Below are 15,447 nucleotides of genomic sequence, written 5' to 3'. Positions count from 1 at the left end.
CAGGGAAACGACATGAGCACATCCACGGACAGCTCACGCCATGCCGGCGGGGCCGCGCATCCTCGTCTGGCGGAACTCGCGCTGGCGCTCGGCGGCTTCGGCATCGGCACCGGCGAATTCGTGATCATGGGGCTGATGAGCCGCGTCGCCGAGGACCTTCAGGTGTCGGTGCCCGATGTCGGCTACGCCATCAGCAGTTATGCGCTCGGGGTCGTCGTCGGAGCGCCGATCATTTCCGCACTGGCGGCGCGTCTGCCCAAGCGGGCATTGCTGATCGGGCTGATGCTGCTGTTCGCCATCGGCAATTTCGCCAGCATCATGGCGCCGCATTTCGGCACCTTCGTGGGCCTGCGCTTCATCGCCGGCCTGCCCCACGGGGCCTACTTCGGGGTCGCGGCGCTGGTCGCGGCGGCGGCGGTGCCCGTCGAGCAGCGCGCCCGCGCGGTGGCCAGGGTGATGACCGGGCTGACCGTGGCGATCCTGATCGGGGCGCCGTTGGCCACCTGGACGGGCAACCTGCTCGGCTGGCAGGCGGCCTTCGCCGGCGTGGGCGGCATTGCGCTGCTGACGGCGCTGATGGTGCGCCTGTGGGTGCCGTATCAGTCCGCCGACCACCAGGCCAGTCCCAAGCGCGAGATGACCGCGATGATCAAGCCGCGTGTCCTGTTCACGCTGGGTGTGGCCTGCTTCGGATGCGGCGGCATGTTCGCGGTCTTCAGCTACGTCATGCCCACGCTGACCCAGCAGGCGGGCATGGCCGAGTCGCTGGGGCCGCTGGTGCTGGCGATCTTCGGGATGGGCACCATCCTCGGCAATTTCGCGGGTGCGCGCATCGCCGATTGGAACCTGCTGCGCGGCATCCCGATCATCCTGCTGTGGGTTGCCTGCGTGCAGGGCGGCTTCTACTTCGCCGCCAACACGGTATGGACGGGGCTGTTGTTCGTCGCTCTGGTGGGGACCAGCATGGCCGTCGCCCCGGCGATGCAGACCCGGTTGATGGATGTCGCCGAGGATGCCCAGACCATGGCCGCCTCGCTCAATCACGCTGCCTTCAACATGGCCAATGCCCTGGGCGCCTGGCTGGCCGGCGTCACCATCAAGATGGGGCTGGCGTGGTCTTCCACCGGCCTGGTCGGCACTTCGCTGGCCCTGCTGGGCATCGCGATCTTCGCCACGGGGCGCTGGATGGAAAAGCGCGAGGCACGTCCGCATCGCTCCGTCTCGTCTTAATGTAAGATTTTGCTTATGCTTGCCGATGACGTTTACAGGGCTCTGCCGCCGAGAGGTGTCGCAGGTCGTCGGCACGAGAGCCCGGGATCGTTGAGGACTCACTCGGTGATACCTGTGGAGAAGACGCTATGGCGGGGACGGAGACGGGGAGCGTGGTGCCGGCGGCGGCCGGTCCGGTGTGCGGGTTTGCGTTGTCATGTCGGTTGCAGGGCGCGGCGCCGGACGCCGTGGGACACCTGCTGAAGGCCCTGGAGGAAGAGCTCGAGACGCGTGGCCTGGTCATGGGCGGTGGCGTCGACGCGCAGCGCCTGGATGTCTTCATCCTGCCGCGCAAGGGTGTCGCCCCCTCGCGGGACGATCGCCTCGCGCTGGCCGACTGGCTCGCGCGGCAGCCTGCATGCTTCGAGGTCGCGGTGGGCGACTGGGTGGAAGCTTACTGAGCGTTCGGTGGGTCCTCTGGCCCGGCGGCTCATTCGGCCCCGGCGACGAAATGCCGCTGAAGATGGCGAAATTCATCGCTGACGCGCGCCACGCTCGGTGTCGAGAGGTAATGCGCCACCCGGTCGGCGACATGGGCGATGAGTTGCGGGTCGCTCAGTGCCGTTGACCAATCCTCGCCACGGGCGAGCGCGTCGCGCTCACGGCGGTGCAGCTGCCACCACTTGGCGCACCAGGTGATCGACCACAGCCACATGGCACGACGCGTGGCGAGCAATGCCACCTCATCGGCCAGCGGGTTGTTCGCCCCTATCTGTGCCTGCCATTGGCGATAAAACTGGATCACGGTATCGGGCTCGAGTACCGCGTGGCTGGCGGGGTCCCAGGTCGTGGAGGTATACAGCGAGGCGTGGGCCAGGTCGAAGCCGGGATGGCTGTAGCGGCATTTTTCCAGGTCCACCAGCACGGCCTTCCCCTCGGGCGTGATCAAGAAGTTGCCGGGATGCGCGTCGAAGCTGATCAGGCAACGCCGGGTATCGATGCCGGCGGCCGCAGCGTCGTTGCCGTCCAGCGAGGCGAGTGCCGCATCGATGTGGCGGCGCGCTTCGCGGTCGAGCAATGTGGAAGGCAGCGTATCGAGATGGTGTGCCTGCGCCATGACCTCCTCGCGCATGGCCTGCCAGGGCGAGGCCGCACTGGCCAGTGGCGGGCGCGTCGCCGCTGCGGGCAAAGGCAACCGATGGATGGCGGCGAGTGCTTCGGCGATGGCGGGAAGATCCTCGGGAAGCCGTGCCGGACGACCATGGATGGCGGTGACCAGCAAACCGCCGCGCGGCAGTGTCGCGTCGATGGGCAGTCGCCCGTGAAGCGTTGGCGTGTGGCCACTCTCGCTGGTGCGTCGATAGCAGTGTGCCTGGAAGTCCAGGTTGTCCTCGACACCGAGCTGCATCTGGCTCTGCTTGGGCAGACGGGCGACCCAGTCCGGGCCGTGTCGGCGGCGGATCCAGATATGGTCGTGGGCGAGGCCGGTGTCGGGCATGGGGTGCAGGTCGATGCCGGTTTCGCCCCGGGACGCGAGGTGCGTGCGCACGGCGTCGCAGAGTGCCTTGGCGTTTCGTGTCTTGTCGGTGGTGGCGGTCATGGAGAACGAGGGCTCGATCGAGTCGCAGGAAAGCCGGGCGCTCCGGCTCGTCCCGCCAAATGGCACGGTGGTCACGCGTTGTCGGGAGCACAGGCGCAGAATAGCGGTCGGGCGAGCATCGCGAAACACGCGGATGGCCCGCTGACAGGGGGCCTGCACGACGCGGCGCGGCGGCCACCTGCCGAGAGTGATACGTTCGGGTCGATATATTCTTATCGATGTGGTGATGTTGTGGTATGTCCTGATGCAGGGAATGGGTGGGTGGCCGCACCACACCCAGGGCGGCGATCAATCGAGGGAGAGAGGCATGACGTATTCGCGAGGCTTGCTGGTAGCGGCGTTGTCGCTGTTGCCGACCATGGGGCAGGCATACGAGTTGTCCGACTGGGAATCGGTGACCGAGGCGGCCCGGGGGCAGACCGTCTACTGGAATGCCTGGGGCGGCGATCCGCGTACCAACGCCTATATCGACTGGGTGGCCGAGCAGGTCGACAAGCGCTACGCAATCGACCTCGAGCACGTCAAGGTGGGCGATACCGGCGAGGCGGTGACCCGTGTGCTGGCCGAGAAGGCGGCGGGTAACGACGAGCAGGGTGCGGTCGACCTGATCTGGCTCAATGGCGAGAATTTCGCCGCCATGAAGGACAACGACCTGCTCTATGGCCCCTGGGCCGAGCAGCTGCCCCACTTCCCGCTGACCGCGCCCGAGCAGAACCCCGAGGTGCGCGAGGACTTCACCCTGCCGGTCGAGGGCTACGAAGCGCCCTGGGGACGTGCGCAGATCACCTTCTATTACGACAGCGCGCGTGTCGACGCGCCGCCGCGCAGCATTCCCGCACTGCTCGACTGGGCCCGGGCGCATCCGGGGCGCTTCACCTATCCCCAGCCGCCGGCCTTTCTGGGCACGACCTTCCTCAAGCAGGCACTGCTGGCCTTGACCGAGCACCGCGAGGCGCTTTATGCACCGGTCGACGAGGCCGATTTCGAGTCCGTCACCGCGCCGCTGTGGGCCTACCTGGACCGCTTGCATCCCACTCTGTGGCGCGAGGGCGAGAGCTTCCCCGCGGGCGGGCCTCAGATGCGCCAGCTGATGGGCGACGGAGCGTTGAGCCTGGCGTTCACCTTTACCCCCTCCGCCCCGGCCGCCGCGGTCCTCGATTATCAACTGCCACCGACCACGCGCAGCTACATCCTCGACGATGGCACGCTGGGCAACGTGCATTTCGTCGCCATTCCCTTCAATGCCCAGCACAAGGCCGGCGCCTTGACGGTCGCCAACTTCCTGCTCTCGCCCGAGGCCCAGGCCCGCAAGCAGGATCTCTCGTTGTGGGGCGATGCCACGGTGCTGGACATGTCGCGCCTGAGCCCCAAGCAGCGTGAGGCGTTCGCGCGCGATGGCCGGGCCGCCGAGAGCCTGCCGCCGCCCTCCCTGGGCGAGACGCTGCGCGAACCCCATCCCTCCTGGATCGAGCCGCTCGAGAAGGCCTGGCGGCAGCGTTACGGCGCGCAATGACATCGGCCGTTGCCTATCGGCTCGTCGTCGGTGTCCTGCCCTGGCTGACCGTCGCCCTGCTCAGCGTGCCGGTGGTTGCCGGTGTGCTGGGGGCGTTGGCACCGGCGTTCGGCTGGCTGCCGGCACTCGGCGGTGAACGCCTGACCCTGGCGCCCTGGCGGCAGCTCTTCGAGGTGCCGGGGATCGTCGACATGGCACGGCTAAGCCTGGTGACCGGGCTGGTCAGCGCGGCGCTGTCGCTGGGTCTGGTGGTGCTGTTTCTGGGCAGTTTCCTGCATACGGCGCTGTATCGGCGCATCCAGCGCTGGCTGTCGCCGTTGCTGGCGGTGCCCCACGCGGCGGCAGCGATCGGCCTGGCGTTCCTGCTGGCGCCGTCGGGATGGGTGGCGCGGGGGATCTCGCCCTGGCTGAGCGGCTGGGCCTACCCGCCGGATTATGCGTTTCCCGGCGATGCCTGGGGGCTGTCGTTGATCCTGGGGCTGGTCGTCAAGGAGGTGCCCTTCCTGCTGCTGATGAGCCTGGCGGCCCTGGTGCAGTGCCAGGCCGGCGAGCGCCTGCGCGTGGCGCGCAGCCTGGGCTATCGTCCGCTGACGGCCTTTCTCAAGGGTGTCATGCCCGGGCTCTATCCCTTGCTGCGGTTGCCCCTCTACGCGGTGATCGCCTTCGCCACCTCGACGGTGGACGTGGCCATGATCCTGGGCCCCACGACGCCTTCCACGCTTGCGGTGTCGGTGGTCGGCTGGCTCAACGATCCTACGCTGTCGATGCGCTTCATGGCCTCGGCGGGGGCGATGCTGCAGCTGCTGCTGACGCTGGCTGCCTTGTCGCTCTGGTGGGCGCTGGAGCGATTGGTGGCGCGCGCCAGCCGGGGCTGGTGTCGGGACGGGCGGCGCCAGTGCGGCGATCGCTGGCTGGCCGGTATGGCCTGGCTGGCCATGCGCACCGTGCTGGGCCTGATGATGGCCGCGCTGGCGGGACTGGCGCTGTGGTCGGTGGCTGGATACTGGCCGTTCCCGGCGTTCCTGCCCTGGCCGCCGACCGCGCACAACTGGCTGAACGCGGCCGATGATCTGGTCGCTCCGGTGTGGCAGTCGCTCGGCGTCGCGCTCGCCGCGACCCTGGTCTCCGTGGTGCTGGTGCTGGGCGCGCTGGAGGCGGAGACCCAGCGCCGTCGGCCGATGCGCCCCTGGGCGCAACTGATCCTGTACCTGCCGTTGCTGGTGCCCTCGGTGGCGTTTCTGTTCGGGCTGGTCATGATGCAGGCGCAAATGGGCGTCCGGCCCGGCCTGGGTGCGGTCATCATCGGTCACGCGGTGTTCGTGCTGCCCTACGTCTTCCTGTCGCTGGCGGAAAGCTATCGACGCCTGGATCCGCGCTGGAGCCAGCAGGCGAGCAGCCTCGGTGCCGGCCCCTGGCGGGTCTTCTGGCGCGTGCGTCTGCCGCTGTTGCTGACACCGGTACTGACCGCGGCGGCGGTGGGCTTCGCGGTGAGCATCGGCCAGTATCTGCCGACCTTGCTGCTGGGCGCCGGGCGCGTGGTCACGGTGACCACCGAGGCGGTCAGCCTGGCGAGCGGGGGAGACCGCCGGCTGACGGCCATTTACGCCCTGCTGCAACTGTTGCTGCCGGCGCTGGGCTTCATGCTGGCGATGCTGGTGCCGCGTTATGTGTTTCGACGGCGGCGCGGTCTGCTGCCAGGTGCCGACTGACGAAAGGATTCATGCCATGGCGTCACTGATTCTCGACGACATCGTCATCCATCAGGGGCAGCAACGTCTGCTGAGCCTGGACACGGCGGTCGCCCCCGGCGAGGTACTGACCGTCATGGGACCCTCCGGCGTCGGTAAGTCCACCTTGCTGGCGTTCATCGCGGGGTTTTTGAGCCCGGCTTTCCAGGCGCAAGGGCGCGTGCTGCTCGAGGAGACGCGAATCGACACGCTACCCGCCGAGCAGCGCCATGTGGGACTACTCTTTCAGGATCCGCTGCTGTTTCCGCATCTCGATGTGGCGGGCAATCTGGCCTTCGGCATGGTGCGTGAAGGGACGCGCCGGCAACGCCGTGCGCGAATTCATGACGCCCTGTCGTCGGTGGGGCTGGAGGCGTTCGCGGGGCGCGATCCGGCGACGCTCTCCGGCGGGCAGAAGGCGCGAGTGGCCCTGTTGCGGGTGCTGTTGTCACAGCCGCGCGCGATCCTGCTCGACGAGCCGTTCTCCAAGCTGGATGCCGCCCGGCGCGACGAGATCCGTCACTGGGTCTTCGCGCGTGTGCGGGATCATCGCCTCCCGACGTTGATGGTGACCCACGACGAAGCCGACGCTCGGGCGGCCGGCGGGCGTATCCTGAGGTTGACCGAACGAGGCACCGTCATGGGGCTCACCGATCAGGAGGAAGGTGCATGACGACGCATCGCTGGATGGGATGGGCGCTGGTTCTGGGCGGCTTGACGCTCTCGACGGGCGCCTCGGCCGCCGACATCGCGTTTTCCGCCCGGGACATGGCGGCGTGGGAGACGCGTTCCTTCGAGGGACAGACGCGTTACGCAGTGGTCAGCGACAACGGCGTCGAGGTGCTCGAGGCGAACGCGCGGGGTCAGGCGTCCGCCAAGTACCTGGAGCGCGAGGTCGACCTGGACGAGACCCCTTACCTGCACTGGTGCTGGAAGGTGGACGCCCGCTACTCCGGGCTCGACGAGCGCACCCGGGCCGGCGACGACTATCCCGCCCGACTCTACGTGGCGCGCAAGACGGGCCTGCTGCCGTGGCAGGTGCAATCGGTGAACTACGTATGGTCCTCCAATCAGGCCGTCGGGGCGCGCTGGCCGAATGCCTTCACCGACCGGGCGATGCTGCTGGCCCTTCAGGGGGAGCAGTCAGCGGTCGGCGAATGGCGGGCGGAAGTGCGCGACGTGAGCGCCGATTACCAGGCGCTGTTCGGCGAGGACGTGAGCGAGATCGACGGTGTGGCGCTGATGAGCGATGGTGACAATGCGGGCGGCAACGGCACCGCCTGGTATTACGGCGTCGGCTTTTCCGGCTCGCCGACGCCCCCGAATTGTCCAGGGTGAACCAGAGGAGATGGCAGCATGCTGACAATGATACAGCGGTTGTTGGGGGATAAAGACATGCCTGAGCGGTCTCCACAAGCCCAGGAAGAGGCCGATCGCGAAGCACGCAAGCTGGCCCTCTACCATTTCGAGGGATGCCCTTTCTGCTGGAAGGTCAGGCGTGCCCTGACCAAGTTGCGTGTCGATATCACGATGCATGACATCCACAAGGATCCCGCTGCCAGAGCGCAACTGGTGGCCGGCGGCGGCAAACAGACCGTGCCGTGCCTGCGGATCGACGAAGGCGGGACGACCACCTGGCTTTATGAGTCCAGCGATATCGTCGAGCATTTGAAGCATCGATTTGCCGTGTCACCGTCCGCATGAGCGAGGTCATGGCACAAGAAAGCCTGACAACGCCATGGTTGAGCGTGATCGTGCCGGTGGTGAACGAAGCCGCGACGATCCAGGCCTGCCTGACCGCCTTGTCGCCGTTGAGGGACCGCGGCGTCGAGATCGTGGTCGTCGACGGCGGCAGCGACGACGACACCGTCGCGCTGGCGCACCCCCTGGCGGATCGGGTGCTGGTCAGTGTGCGCGGCCGTGCCCGACAGATGAACCACGGTGGTCGGGAGAGTCGCGGCGACGGCCTGGTCTTCGTGCATGCCGATACGCGCCTGCCAGATCGCGCCGACCGGTTGATCGACACAGCACTGAAGGGAGCGGCATGCTGGGGGCGCTTCGACGTCGAGATCGAGCGTGGGTTCGCGCTGGCGGGGCTGGTCGGCTGGAGCATGAACCGGCGCTCGCGTCTCACTGGCATCGCCACGGGTGACCAGGCGATCTTCATGACCCGCGAAGCGTTTGAGCTCGTCGGCGGCTTCCCCGACCAGCCGCTGATGGAAGACATCGAAATCAGCCGGCGCCTGCGTCGTCTATCCGCGCCGGCTTGCCTCGCCCCACGGGTGACCACATCCGCGCGGCGCTGGCAGCAGCACGGCCCGTTACGCACCATCGTCACGATGTGGTGGCTGCGCCTGCGCTACTGGTGCGGTGTATCGCCCTGGACCCTGGCGGGGGAGTACACGGATGTCCGCTGACGCGATGGTCTCCGGCGCCGAGGTGACGCTGCTGGTGTTCGCCAAGGCGCCGATCCCCGGCAAGGTCAAGACCCGGCTGATGCCGGCACTCGATGCCGAGCAGGCGCGCGACGTGCATGTCGCGCTGCTCGAACGCACGCTCGAGGTGGCCTGCCAGGCCTTTCCCGCCGCGCGGGTACAGCTGTGGGCGGGGCTGGCGCCGCGCCATCCGCTGCTCGAAGCGCTGGCGGCGCGACATGGCATCGCGCTGCACGCCCAGCCGTCGGGGGATCTCGGGCAGCGAATGCACACCGCCTTGTCCGCCCAGCGCGGCCCGGCGTTGCTGATCGGCAGCGACTGCCCGGTGTTGACGCCGGCGCTATTGGCGCGCTGCGTGCGGGCGCTGAACGCTCACGATCTGGTGATGCTGCCCGCCGAGGACGGCGGTTATGCATTGATCGGGGGCCATCGGCTCCCCGCCCGGCTGTTCACGGACATGGCCTGGGGCGGCAGCGAGGTGGCGGCGCAGACGCACGCAAGGGCACGAGAACTGGGCCTTCGCGTGGCCTGCCCCGGTACGGTGTGGGACCTCGACACCCCGCGCGATCTTGAGCGCTGGCGCATGTTGGACGCCGCGACATGAAGGCGCGTCCGGGCGAGTGGTGGACGACGCGTTTTGTTGCCATGATGGAGGCGCATCGATTTGGACAGGGTGCCGCCAAGCCATGATGGCCGGATGACAGCCCGCAGAAGGGGAAAGGATTGAAACATTACCGCGTGGTGATTCTCGGCTTGGTCCTGGTGGCGATCGTGGCCTTCTTCGCGAGTGGCTTCGACGATTACCTGACGCTCGAGTCCATCAAGTCGCTGCAAGGGCGGTTCGATCGATGGTTCGCCGACGCGCCCTGGCTCGTCGCCGGCGGCTTCTTCCTCGTCTATGTACTGATCGCCGCGCTCTCGCTGCCCGGCGCCGCCTTCCTGACGCTGCTGGGGGGCGCCCTGTTCGGCCTGGGCTGGGGATTCTTGATCATCTCCTTTGCCAGCACGATTGGCGCCACCCTGGCCTTTCTGGTCTCGCGGACCCTGTTTCGGGAACTGATCGAGCGTCGTTTCGCGCGGCAGATCGAGACGATCAACCGTGGCATCGAGCGCGACGGTGCGTTGTATCTGTTCAGCCTGCGCCTGGTACCGATCTTCCCGTTCTTCGTGGTCAATCTGGCCATGGGCCTGACCCGGCTGCGCACCTCGGTGTTCTATGTCGCCAGCCAGATCGGCATGATTCCGGGCACGCTGGTCTACGTGAATGCCGGCCAGCAACTCGGCGAGCTGCAATCGCTGGGTGGCGTCGTGTCGCCGTCGCTGCTGCTTTCCTTCGCCCTGCTGGGCGTCTTCCCGCTGATCGCACGTTGGGTCGTCGACGGGCTGCAACGCCGCAAGCGCTATCGGGGGTATACCAAGCCCCGGCGCTTCGATTACGACATCCTGGTGATCGGCGGCGGCTCGGCGGGGCTCGTGACCAGCTACATCGCCAGTGCAGTGCGGGCGAAGGTCGCGCTCGTCGAACGCGACGCCATGGGGGGCGACTGTCTCAATACCGGGTGCGTGCCTTCCAAGGCGCTGATTCGCGCCGCGCGGGCCGCCCAGAACGTGCGCGATGCCGAGCGGCTGGGTGTGCACGCAGGAGTGCCGCGTATCGACTTCGGCGAGGTCATGGGCCACGTGCGGCGAGTCATCGAGGAGGTGGCGCCCCATGACAGCGAGGAACGCTATACCGGACTGGGCGTCGAGGTGAAACGCGGCACGGCGCGGCTGCTGTCACCGTGGACGGTGGATGTCGACGGCCAGCCGCTGACGGCTCGGCATATCGTCATCGCCACCGGCGCCACGCCCAAGGTACCGCCGATTCCCGGCATCGAGCAGGTCGACGTGCTGACTTCCGAGAACCTGTGGACGCTGACCGAGCAGCCGCGCCGCCTGGTAGTGCTGGGCGGTGGCGCGATCGGCTGCGAGCTCGGCCAGAGCTTCGCCCGCCTGGGCAGCCAGGTCACGCTGGTCGAGGGCGCCGAGCAGCTGCTGGGGCGCGAGGATGACGACGTCGGCGAGCTCGTCACCGGCCTGCTCGCCGAGGAAGGCCTCGAGATCATGACTCGTACCCGGGCGCTGTCGGTGACGGTCGAGAACGGCGAGAACCAGCTCCTCGTCGAGACGGCCGACGGTCGCCAGACGCGCATTCCCTTCGACCGCCTGCTGGTCAGCGTCGGTCGTCAGGCCAACGTCGAAGGGCTCGGACTGGAAGCACTGGGGATCGCCACTCGCGACAACGGGACCCTGGAAGTCAATGAGCAGCTACAGACCAAGCTGCCCAACATCTGGGCCTGCGGCGATGTCACCGGCCCTTATCAGTTGACCCACGCCGCCGCGCACCAGGCCTGGCATGCCGCCGTCAACGCCCTGTTCGGCGAGTTCAAGCGTTTCAAGGTCGACTACCGCATCATGCCCGCGGTGACGTACCTGCAACCCGAAGTGGCGCGCGTGGGGCTCAACGAGCGCGAGGCCAGGGCCCAGGGCATCGCCTACGAGGTCACTCGCTACGCGATGGCCGAGAGCGATCGGGCCATCGCCGAGCGCGCCACCACCGGCTTCGTCAAGATCCTCACCGTCCCCGGCAAGGATCGCATCCTCGGTGCCACCCTGGTCGGCGAAAATGCCGGTGAATGGCTGGCGGAGGTGACGCTGGCCATGAAGCACAACATCGGGCTCAACAAGTTGCTCGGCACGATTCATCCCTATCCGACCCTCTCGGAAGCCGTCAAAGGCACCGCCGGCGTATGGAAGAACGCCCACAAGCCCGAGCGCCTGCTCGGCTGGCTGGCGCGTTATTTCCGGTGGCGGCGGGGGTGAGGCACCTCGTGCGTGCTGTCATCGGCCGTCGGCCCGACCCCTTCAATCCACCCCCTGGGTCGACGCCACCTGCCGGTTGCGCCCCGCGCCCAGCGCCATGACCAGTGCCCCGAGGGCGATCGCGCTCACCAGAACGCCCACCACGTTCCAGCCGCCGCTCCAGTCGTGCAGCACCCCGACCAGCAGCGGCCCCGCTGCCGCCAGGGTGTAGCCGATGCCCTGGGCCATCGCCGAGAGGCTGGCGGCGGTCGTGGCGTCCGGCGCGCGCAGGGCCAGCAGCGTCAACGCCATGCTGAAAGTGCCGCCCTGGCCCAGCCCCAGCACCACGATCCACAGCCACACACTGCCGATCGGCGCGTAGAGACAGCCCAGCAGCCCGATCAGCGTGAGCGTCATCACGACGGCCAGCACCGTCCGCTGGTCGCGCATGCGGCTGCCGATCCAAGGCGCCAGGATCGCGGTGGACACCTGCAGCAGGATCGACACCGATAGCGCCAGTCCTGCGGTGACGGCCGTCAGTCCGCGATCCTGCAGGATCGTCGGCAGCCAGCCGAACACGATGTATGCCAGTGACGACTGCAGCCCCATGAACAGCGATACTTGCCAGGCCAGTGAATCGTGGCGCAGCCGCGCGCCGCGCCGCGCGGGAACGCGAGTGGGCTTGGTGCCCCTGAGCTGCGGCAGCCACAGCAGCGCGGCGATCACCGCCGGCAGCAACCAGAACGCCAGCGCACCCTGCCAGGCACTGAGGGAAGCCCCTTGCGCAACGTCATCCAGCAGTTGACGCAGCGGCTCCGTGGTGCCCGCGGCAGTCGAAGCACCCAGATTGAGCGCCACGGTGTAGAGGCCGGTCATGATGCTGACGCGTCGAGGAAAATCCCGCTTGACGATGCCCGGCAGCAGCACCCCGATGATCCCGATGCAGCCGCCGGCGACCGCCGTGCCCAGAAAGAGCCCCATCGTGCCGATATAGGGCCGCACGAGCAGTGCCACTGCTAGTACCACGAGGGCTGCAAACACGCTGCGTTCAGGGCCGATCCGGCGGACCAGGCGTGGTGCCAGCGGCGCCGCCAGACCCAGAAACAGCACCGGCAATGTGGTCAGGATGCCCTGCCAACTGGGGGAGAGCGCCAGCGCCTCACCGATGTTGCCGAGCACCGGCGACACGCTGGTCAGCGCCGGACGAAGGTTGAGCGCCACCAGCAGCAGCGCGACGAGGGTCAGAACGCCCCGACGGGGCATCGCAGAAGTCGACAAGAGAGCCATCCTTGGAAATCGAAAGAAGCCATATCGGCGGCAAGCCGAGGACGCAAGGGTAGCCGATTACGGCCAAAACCGGGATGGTTCTACGCCAATGGTCGAGGGCCGGCAGTGGTTTAGACTTTCTGGATGGCCACTGGCCGTAGTGGCGTTCTACTTACTGTACGTCGGTCGTCAGGCCAGCGTCGATGGGCTCGGGTTGGAAGCACGGGGGTTGCTGCTCGCGACAACAGGATTCCGAAGATCAGCGAGCAGCTACGGAACACGCCGCCGCGCATCAAGCTTGGCATGTCGTCCTCAACGCCTCACTCGGCGAGTTAAAGTGCTTTAAGACCGATTACCGCATTATACCCGTGGTGATGTGCCTTGCTGTGCCCTCGAGAAGAAGTCTTCTCCTCCGATCTGGCCGCCCTTGAGCACTACCTCCAACCCCTCTATCGGTGAGCCTGGAGCGATTAGGCGACAAAGGTGACCGCCCTGTGCTTCATCAAAAGCAACCAACTCCAAGGCATCAGCGCCGATACGGCGCATGGCATGGCTGGATGTGTCACCGCCGGCGAAGACGATACGGGGGATGGCCGTTTCTCTCCGAAGGTGCTGAGCCAATAGAGCGTATGCTTCTCCCACTGCCAGCGATAAACGATCACTAGCCAGCCCGTCGACGAGATCGGTGTCTTGGAACGTAGTTGCGATACCGACTGTCTGGCTCTGAGTGAAGGCCTCCATTACTTCCTGGGCGAGCCTTTCCGATAGTGCACTGGGGGAACGCAATGCCTCCATGGGTGATATTGCCACGATGCAGCCGCCTTGCGCTTCCATGTGCGCGAGTTGCTTACGGGTCTGAGGCGAGCAACTGCCGGATAGCACCAGTAGCCTATCCACTCCAGGATACGTCGTGGGCAGTGGCTCGCGTTGTTCCATGTCGCGCGTAACCAGTCCACCTAGGGCATCGGCCAGACCCTGCGCCGCTACTGCAAGGGTAGGATGTCGCTCGGCAAGCTTAAGAATAAGCTTGGCGGCATGGTGTATCTCGGCTGCTTGTGTCGCATCCATAACCACGAAGCGTTGCTCTTCCACGGCGGATGCCAAGCACTGCCAGCCGCCATCAGGCTGTTGATAATCCAGTAACGTGACTGCTGCCGGAGGGATGGCGGTCTGCGCCATGAGGTGACGTCGTAGGTCGGCTTCGCCCATTGGGGTCGATGGGTGATATGCCATCGCAGGGTTCTGATCCAGACGGCATATTTCGTTTTCATAACGTGTAAACAGATGGGAAAAGGCCGTGTACCGACCAAAAGCCGGCGTGGCAGGCAAGATGGGAAGAGCACATTCCGGCCATCGGCGTCGGGCTAGATCCATGACATGCCCTATGCTGCCGACCGTGGGCGAGGAATCGAAAGTCGAGCAAACCTTAAACTGCTTGAGGCGGGGACTTAGGGTGTCTAACAAGGCTAGAGCAGGGTCCACTTCTTCTGTCATTGCCGAGGGAGCCAGGCCACGAGCTGTGCCTGCCAACCCCACTACGTCCAGTTCGGAGGCCATCTCAAGAATCGCCTCTCGGTTGCTGCTGGTGAAGAATAACCTGCCCCGAAGCCCATGGCGGCAGAATTGCGCCAAGTTTTCCGTCGAGCCTGTGAAATCATCGCCATAGAAGGCGGCCAAGAGTTGTTTCATGCCATGATCTCTCTATTGACGATCCTCAAGTGCTTTCGCGTGTGATCAAGCGATAGCCGATATCGATCCGAGGTTGAGAAGGCGACCGACCTTCTAGCCGCTCTAGCAGTAGCTTCGCCGCCTCGACTCCCATTTCGAATCGTGGCACCGACACGGTGGTCAGCGTAGGCGATAGGTGTTCGCCGAGAGACAGGCCCAGATAGCTGCCAATGGCGATGTCTTCAGGCACGCGGATTCCCTGACGATTTGCCTCGAGGATCGCGCCGGCTGCGAGGTTGTCGTTGGCAAAGTGAAGCGCATCGAGGTCGGGGCGGGCAGCCAGCGCTTCAAGGAAAACACGGCGTCCTGCTGCATAAGAGGATGGTTCCTCACTCGTAAACAGAAGGTCACTCTCGACCCCTGCGGCAGCCAGCACCTCGCGATGTCCTTCGAAACGTTGCCGGGCACGATAGTCACGCGCCATCCCGACCCCGAGAAAGGCGATGCGGCGATAGCCACGGTCAAGGAGATGCTGGGCCATACAGGCCCCCGCTCGAGGGTTGTCGACACCGACATTCATATCGATGCAAGGCAGTCCCAGTTCCATGATCTCGACCACTGGCCGGCCCCAGGCCTTGAGGCGTTGCACGGTGCTATCGTTATGCCTTAGACCTGTCAAAATGACCCCCGACGGCGAGTAGCCCAGCACCGAATCGATCAGTGAAGTTTCACGATCCAAGTCGAAATCGGTCGAACCCAATAACACTTGATAGCCAGCGTCTTCGAGCGTCTGCTGGATGCCGTGTACTACTTCGATAAAGGTCAGGATGGATAGCGATGGCACCACGACCGGTATGACTCGCGTACCCGCTGATGCGAGACCTCCGGCGATGAGGTTGGGGACATAGCCCAGTGACGTCACTGCTTGATCGACACGTTCGCGTAGTTTGGCCGACACCTTATCAGGCGTGTTCAAAGCTCGAGACACCGTAATCGGGGCCACCCCAGCTTCTTTTGCCACATCGTCGATGGTGACTCGGTTGTCGCCATGATGGCGGCGTCTACCCCGCGGTGATGGCTTCTCGTTTGCCATGAAAGGTGTCCTCGTGCTGTACAGATTGTATTCCTGCTATCCCATTCTGATGGGAATTATCTGGTAGCGCTACCAATAAGTCTAAGTCGAATGCT

The 15,447-nt window shown here is 65.9% G+C and carries 14 protein-coding genes; 10 read left to right on the top strand and 4 right to left on the bottom strand.

What is annotated here, in order from left to right; all coding sequences use genetic code 11:
* The first annotated feature begins 12 nt into the window (after positions 1-12).
* The gene (locus tag CSAL_RS16360) at positions 13-1,230 is read left to right on the top strand and encodes an MFS transporter (RefSeq protein ID WP_011508519.1); all 1,218 of its coding nucleotides are present in this window, start codon (positions 13-15) and stop codon (positions 1,228-1,230) included.
* Between the two features lie 128 nt (positions 1,231-1,358).
* On the top strand, positions 1,359-1,670 hold the full coding sequence (locus tag CSAL_RS17045; RefSeq protein ID WP_011508518.1) for a 50S ribosome-binding protein YggL: 312 nt from the start codon (positions 1,359-1,361) through the stop codon (positions 1,668-1,670).
* A 29-nt stretch (positions 1,671-1,699) separates the two neighbouring features.
* Here CSAL_RS17045 and CSAL_RS16350 read toward each other — a convergent pair whose 3' ends face one another.
* A complete protein-coding gene (locus CSAL_RS16350; protein ID WP_148266841.1) occupies positions 1,700-2,809 on the bottom strand; it encodes a phosphotransferase in 1,110 nt (369 codons plus the stop codon).
* A 307-nt stretch (positions 2,810-3,116) separates the two neighbouring features.
* Between CSAL_RS16350 and CSAL_RS16345 the strand changes: the two genes are divergently transcribed.
* The 8 genes from CSAL_RS16345 (at position 3,117) to CSAL_RS16310 (ending at position 11,346) form a co-directional block, all read left to right on the top strand.
* Complete coding sequence (locus CSAL_RS16345) at positions 3,117-4,322, top strand: ABC transporter substrate-binding protein (RefSeq protein ID WP_011508516.1); 1,206 nt, start codon at positions 3,117-3,119, stop codon at positions 4,320-4,322.
* Positions 4,319-6,031: an ABC transporter permease gene (locus tag CSAL_RS16340; protein WP_011508515.1), complete on the top strand. Its 1,713-nt coding sequence runs from the start codon at positions 4,319-4,321 to the stop codon at positions 6,029-6,031. The genes CSAL_RS16345 and CSAL_RS16340 overlap by 4 nt, the downstream gene beginning before the upstream one ends.
* A gap of 16 nt (positions 6,032-6,047) precedes the next feature.
* The gene (locus CSAL_RS16335; RefSeq protein WP_011508514.1) at positions 6,048-6,722 is read left to right on the top strand and encodes an ATP-binding cassette domain-containing protein; all 675 of its coding nucleotides are present in this window, start codon (positions 6,048-6,050) and stop codon (positions 6,720-6,722) included.
* Positions 6,719-7,387, top strand: a complete 669-nt coding sequence (locus CSAL_RS16330; RefSeq protein ID WP_011508513.1) for a DUF3047 domain-containing protein — start codon at positions 6,719-6,721, stop codon at positions 7,385-7,387. The genes CSAL_RS16335 and CSAL_RS16330 overlap by 4 nt, the downstream gene beginning before the upstream one ends.
* A gap of 18 nt (positions 7,388-7,405) precedes the next feature.
* Entirely contained in the window at positions 7,406-7,753 is a 348-nt protein-coding gene (locus CSAL_RS16325; RefSeq protein WP_011508512.1) for a glutaredoxin family protein, read from the top strand.
* 8 nt (positions 7,754-7,761) lie between these two features.
* Positions 7,762-8,466 (top strand): TIGR04283 family arsenosugar biosynthesis glycosyltransferase, encoded by a 705-nt coding sequence (locus CSAL_RS16320; protein ID WP_043558714.1) that lies wholly within the window; start codon positions 7,762-7,764, stop codon positions 8,464-8,466.
* Entirely contained in the window at positions 8,456-9,088 is a 633-nt protein-coding gene (locus CSAL_RS16315; protein WP_244846420.1) for a TIGR04282 family arsenosugar biosynthesis glycosyltransferase, read from the top strand. Before CSAL_RS16320 ends, CSAL_RS16315 begins: the two co-directional genes overlap by 11 nt.
* 119 nt (positions 9,089-9,207) lie before the next feature.
* Positions 9,208-11,346 carry a dihydrolipoyl dehydrogenase family protein gene (locus CSAL_RS16310; protein WP_011508509.1) on the top strand — a complete coding sequence of 713 codons (2,139 nt, stop codon included), beginning with the start codon at positions 9,208-9,210 and terminating at the stop codon, positions 11,344-11,346.
* 42 nt (positions 11,347-11,388) lie between these two features.
* On the opposite strand, the gene CSAL_RS16305 is transcribed toward CSAL_RS16310, so the two are convergent.
* From CSAL_RS16305 to CSAL_RS17355, 3 genes are all read right to left on the bottom strand, one after another.
* Positions 11,389-12,612 (bottom strand): CynX/NimT family MFS transporter, encoded by a 1,224-nt coding sequence (locus tag CSAL_RS16305; protein ID WP_011508508.1) that lies wholly within the window; start codon positions 12,610-12,612, stop codon positions 11,389-11,391.
* Positions 12,613-12,951: 339 nt separating this feature from the next.
* Positions 12,952-14,280, bottom strand: coding sequence for a four-carbon acid sugar kinase family protein (locus CSAL_RS16300; RefSeq protein ID WP_011508507.1), 1,329 nt, complete (start codon positions 14,278-14,280; stop codon positions 12,952-12,954).
* Between the two features lie 25 nt (positions 14,281-14,305).
* Positions 14,306-15,352 carry a LacI family DNA-binding transcriptional regulator gene (locus tag CSAL_RS17355; protein ID WP_011508506.1) on the bottom strand — a complete coding sequence of 349 codons (1,047 nt, stop codon included), beginning with the start codon at positions 15,350-15,352 and terminating at the stop codon, positions 14,306-14,308.
* Between the last annotated feature and the right edge of the window lie 95 nt (positions 15,353-15,447).

Origin of the sequence: Chromohalobacter israelensis DSM 3043 (assembly GCF_000055785.1) — a bacterium.
Taxonomy (GTDB): Bacteria; Pseudomonadota; Gammaproteobacteria; order Pseudomonadales; family Halomonadaceae; genus Chromohalobacter; species Chromohalobacter israelensis.
The sequence above is the reverse complement of the archived record's forward strand: the minus strand, read 5'-3'. Positions and strand labels throughout refer to the sequence as shown.

What these genes read in the sequence shown, in the direction of transcription:
- CSAL_RS16360 (WP_011508519.1), top strand. Translation starts at nt 13, where the DNA reads ATGAGCACATCCACGGACAGCTCACGCCATGCCGGCGGGGCCGCGCAT.
- CSAL_RS16350 (WP_148266841.1), bottom strand. Translation starts at nt 2,809, where the DNA reads ATGACCGCCACCACCGACAAGACACGAAACGCCAAGGCACTCTGCGAC.
- CSAL_RS16300 (WP_011508507.1), bottom strand. Translation starts at nt 14,280, where the DNA reads ATGAAACAACTCTTGGCCGCCTTCTATGGCGATGATTTCACAGGCTCG.
- CSAL_RS16320 (WP_043558714.1), top strand. Translation starts at nt 7,762, where the DNA reads ATGGCACAAGAAAGCCTGACAACGCCATGGTTGAGCGTGATCGTGCCG.
- CSAL_RS16340 (WP_011508515.1), top strand. Translation starts at nt 4,319, where the DNA reads ATGACATCGGCCGTTGCCTATCGGCTCGTCGTCGGTGTCCTGCCCTGG.
- CSAL_RS16305 (WP_011508508.1), bottom strand. Translation starts at nt 12,612, where the DNA reads ATGGCTCTCTTGTCGACTTCTGCGATGCCCCGTCGGGGCGTTCTGACC.
- CSAL_RS16335 (WP_011508514.1), top strand. Translation starts at nt 6,048, where the DNA reads ATGGCGTCACTGATTCTCGACGACATCGTCATCCATCAGGGGCAGCAA.
- CSAL_RS17045 (WP_011508518.1), top strand. Translation starts at nt 1,359, where the DNA reads ATGGCGGGGACGGAGACGGGGAGCGTGGTGCCGGCGGCGGCCGGTCCG.
- CSAL_RS16345 (WP_011508516.1), top strand. Translation starts at nt 3,117, where the DNA reads ATGACGTATTCGCGAGGCTTGCTGGTAGCGGCGTTGTCGCTGTTGCCG.
- CSAL_RS16315 (WP_244846420.1), top strand. Translation starts at nt 8,456, where the DNA reads ATGTCCGCTGACGCGATGGTCTCCGGCGCCGAGGTGACGCTGCTGGTG.
- CSAL_RS16330 (WP_011508513.1), top strand. Translation starts at nt 6,719, where the DNA reads ATGACGACGCATCGCTGGATGGGATGGGCGCTGGTTCTGGGCGGCTTG.
- CSAL_RS17355 (WP_011508506.1), bottom strand. Translation starts at nt 15,352, where the DNA reads ATGGCAAACGAGAAGCCATCACCGCGGGGTAGACGCCGCCATCATGGC.
- CSAL_RS16325 (WP_011508512.1), top strand. Translation starts at nt 7,406, where the DNA reads ATGCTGACAATGATACAGCGGTTGTTGGGGGATAAAGACATGCCTGAG.